We start from the raw sequence: 3,470 nt of genomic DNA on the forward strand, positions 1-3,470 counted from the left end.
TACGCGATCCAGTACGGCGAACGGTACGGCGTTTGGGGTGGGATGTCGGAGCGGGAACGCGCCGCCTTGGCGCCCGGACCTGGCCGGGCGCTGGCGGCCGTACGGACAGTCAGCGTCGACCTGAGCAACAGGGAACTCGGGATCCCGTGACGCTTCCCCGCCCCGACCTGCCGATGGTTCTGCTGTCGCACCATGGGCCGGTGCAGTCGGACGGACGGCCGGTCGGGACGCTGGATGTCCATGCCACCAGCCGCGGCTTGGTCGGGAGGGTGGCCGAGGCCCGAGCCCAGGCCGCCGAGCAGGCACTGCAAGCGGGCCCGAACCGGGGGCTGGGCCAACGTACCGCGGCCCTGGACCGAGCCCAAGACGGCCCGGCCGCACGGGAGCGAGCCGCCGGCCGGAACCATTAGCCGGGGGTTGGCGCTGGTGAAGTGGTCTGGGCTGATCCGTCCGCCGCAGCTGCAGCACACCGACACCGACAGCGGGGACGAGCGCACGGCGACCTGGCTGGAGCTGTTCTTTGACCTGGCCTTCGTGCTGGTCGTCGCCGAGCTCGCGGTCGGGTTACGCGACGACCGCACCCTTCATGGTGTCCTGGTGTTCGCTGGGCTGTTTAGCAGCGTGTGGTGGGCCTGGGCTGGCTTCACGTTCTACGCCAATCGCTTCGACACCGATGATGTCGTCTACCGGCTGGCCAAGTTGGGGGCCATGCTTGCTGTCGCCGGGCTGGCCGCCAGCGCCACCGACGCGACCGGGTCGCTGGCCAGACAGTTCGCGTTTTCCCATGCCGCCATCCGACTGGTGCTGGTCGCCCTCTACCTGCGTGCCTACCGCCACGTGGTGCAGGCCCGGGGTCTGATCGTCGTGTACCTGACGGCCGGGAGCCTTGCCGCTGGGCTGTGGTTGGCCGGGGCGATGATGTCGGGACCGGCCCGGTACGCTGCCTGGGTGGTCGCGGTTGCGACCGAGGTGACCGCGCCGGTGGTGGCCACCAAGCGTTCGGCCGGCCTGCCGTTGCATCTTGAGCACCTGCCGGAGCGGTTGGGGCTGCTGGTCATCTTGGTGCTCGGCGAATCGATCGCTGCGGTCGTCGTCGGCGTCCACGAGACGCATTGGGAGCGCGCCACCGTCACCGTGGCTGTGCTCGGCTTTGTGGCCACTGTCAGCCTGTGGTGGACCTATTTCGACCTGGCTGGGGCAGCAGCGACCCGGTCCCTCGTCGATCGTGCCGGCCACCGCAGCACCCTGTTGCATGATGTCTATGCCTATGGGCACTGGCCGCTCACCCTGGGGTTGGCAGGAGCCGGGGTCGGCTTGGAAGGCGCGATCCTGGAAGGCGGCCAGCCGACCCTCACCTCCGGTACTCGCTGGCTCCTGTGCGGCGGGGTGGCGCTCTACCTGGGCGCCTTGACGGCGATCCAGAGCGGGGTCGCTGGATCGCTGCGCAGCGGCCTGCCCTGGCCTGGGATCGGGATCCCGCTCGTCCTCGCCGCCGGCCTCGGTCGCGGCCTTCCCCCGGCCGCCGTGCTGGCAGCCGTGACGGTCGTCCTCGTCGGCGAGGCAGCGGCCGGCCTGGCCAAGCAACGCTCGGGCACGCTCACCACCGGAGCCCCTGAGGAAGGACCGTAGTTGCGGCCCGTGGGCGCAAAGCTCGACACGGGTCATCACCATAGGCCTCCATCCTTTGGCGCCTAGCGGCAGGCCACCATCTGGCCGACCGCTTGTGACCGGTGTTGTGACGCTCGGGGTGGGATGTGGCCCCGATGAGGCCCAGTAGGTGAAGAACCTAGCGTCAGACCTGCCGAGCGGTCGCCTTGATGGCGATCATCTGGTGAGTCGAATTGGCCGGCTTGCTCACTACTGCGGGGACGGTCATGCGCCACGAGGAGGCGGCCGGGGAGGATCACCAGTGGCTATGCCATGGCGATCAGTTCCAGCTTGGTGGTGGGTGAGGCCGGTCCCCGGTTCCCGTCGTCTCGTCGCCGGTGTCCCGGTCCCGACGAGCGCAACGTCCTTCTCAACGCCGTCGGCGCGGGCGCGGCCCTGGTGGCGCGCAGCGGTGATTCTTGTTGGCAATGCGGCCGAGACAGAGCGGCCTCCCCGATGAGATGAACGACAGCACAGCACGCGCAGCGGTGGGTCCGATTGATCCAGCGCAGACCAGGAAGTGACGACGACCGGCTTGCTCATCACGGTGGGGCGAGTTCGCCGAAGCGGTAGGAGGCGGTGACGCCACCGTCCATGAGCACGTCGCTGCCGGTGATGAAGGCGCCGTCGGGGCCCAGCAGGAGCGCAGCCACGGTCGCGACCTCATCCGGGGTGCCGCCCCGCCCCACCGGGGACAACTCGAGCATGCGCCGGTAGCCCGCACCGCGAGGGCCGGTCAGCTCGTCCTTGGCGAGTGGGGTGAAGATGATGCCGGGGCTGATGGTGTTGACCCGGGCGCCCCGCCTGCCCCACCGAACGGCCTCGGCCATCACCCGCAGCGAGTTGCCCCGCTTGGCCAGCTGGTAGGCGTGGAGGCTGTCGGTCACCTGGTCGGGCCCTAGCATGGGGAGCGCCAACAACTCCTCGGCTGGGGTGGTCGCCAGCGCGGCGTCCTGCTCGGCGGTCAGGGCGCCCAGACGGTGCCCGGACTGCGAGGAGATGACGACCCCGGCGCCGCCGCGGGCGATCACGTTCCCGAACTCCTCGAGCAGCACGGCGGTTCCGTACAGGTCCACGGCCAGGATCACCGCCGGCGACGCCTGGCTGGGTGAGACCCCGGCGGCGTGGATGACCCCGGTGACCTCGCCAAGCCCCGCGGCCGTCTCGACGAGCGCGTGCAGCGACTCGCGCGAGGACACGTCGGCGGTCGCGGTGCTCACCTCGAACCCGGCGTTGCGCAACACCTCGGCCGCCACCTCGGCGTTGCCCGGGCGCAGGTCCGCTAACAGGACCTGCTTGCCCGCGCTGACCCGCCGGGCGATGGCCTGACCAATCGACCCAGCTCCGATGACGACGGTGACCTCGCTCACGGCGATCCCCTTCGACGGTCCTGCGGGTGCATCCCTCCCTTCCGGGAGGTCATCACCCGGGTCGGGAGACTCGAACTCTGGCCTGCCTCCTCAAGCGCCGCCTGATGGCGGGTGCACTGGTGGGGTGCCGCCCGGCGCGCCGGACGGGGTTCAGGCTGGCCGGACGGTAGCAGCGGTGCCGTAGGCGACGATCTCGGCCAAGCCGTTGCCGAGGTCCGAGGAGTCGAACCGCACCCCGAGAACGGCGTTGCCGCCGAGCTGGCGGGCATGGTCGATCAGGCGCTCCAAGGCCGTGTGCCGGGCCCGATCGACCACCTCGGTGAACTCCTTGACCTCACCGGCCTTGAGCGAACGGACGGTGCCAGTCAGTCCCTTGGTCAGCCCGACGCTGCGCACGATCAGGCCCCAGGACAGGCCAAGGGTGCGTTCCACCGTGTAGCCGGGCAGCTCGAA

3 protein-coding genes are annotated in these 3,470 nt (G+C 70.2%); 1 reads left to right on the forward strand and 2 read right to left on the reverse strand.

What is annotated here, in order from left to right; all coding sequences use genetic code 11:
* The first annotated feature begins 426 nt into the window (after nucleotides 1–426).
* Nucleotides 427–1,629, forward strand: a complete 1,203-nt coding sequence (locus VF468_23600; GenBank protein HEX5881275.1) for a low temperature requirement protein A — start codon at nucleotides 427–429, stop codon at nucleotides 1,627–1,629.
* Between the two features lie 560 nt (nucleotides 1,630–2,189).
* On the opposite strand, the gene VF468_23605 is transcribed toward VF468_23600, so the two are convergent.
* Together VF468_23605 and VF468_23610 are read right to left on the reverse strand one after the other, a co-directional pair.
* Complete coding sequence (locus tag VF468_23605) at nucleotides 2,190–3,017, reverse strand: SDR family oxidoreductase (GenBank protein ID HEX5881276.1); 828 nt, start codon at nucleotides 3,015–3,017, stop codon at nucleotides 2,190–2,192.
* 150 nt (nucleotides 3,018–3,167) lie between these two features.
* Nucleotides 3,168–3,470: heavy metal-binding domain-containing protein (locus VF468_23610; GenBank protein ID HEX5881277.1), on the reverse strand; the 303-nt coding region annotated here is incomplete at its 5' end.

The organism is Actinomycetota bacterium (genome assembly GCA_036280995.1).
In the GTDB taxonomy this organism is placed as follows: domain Bacteria; phylum Actinomycetota; class CALGFH01; order CALGFH01; family CALGFH01; genus CALGFH01.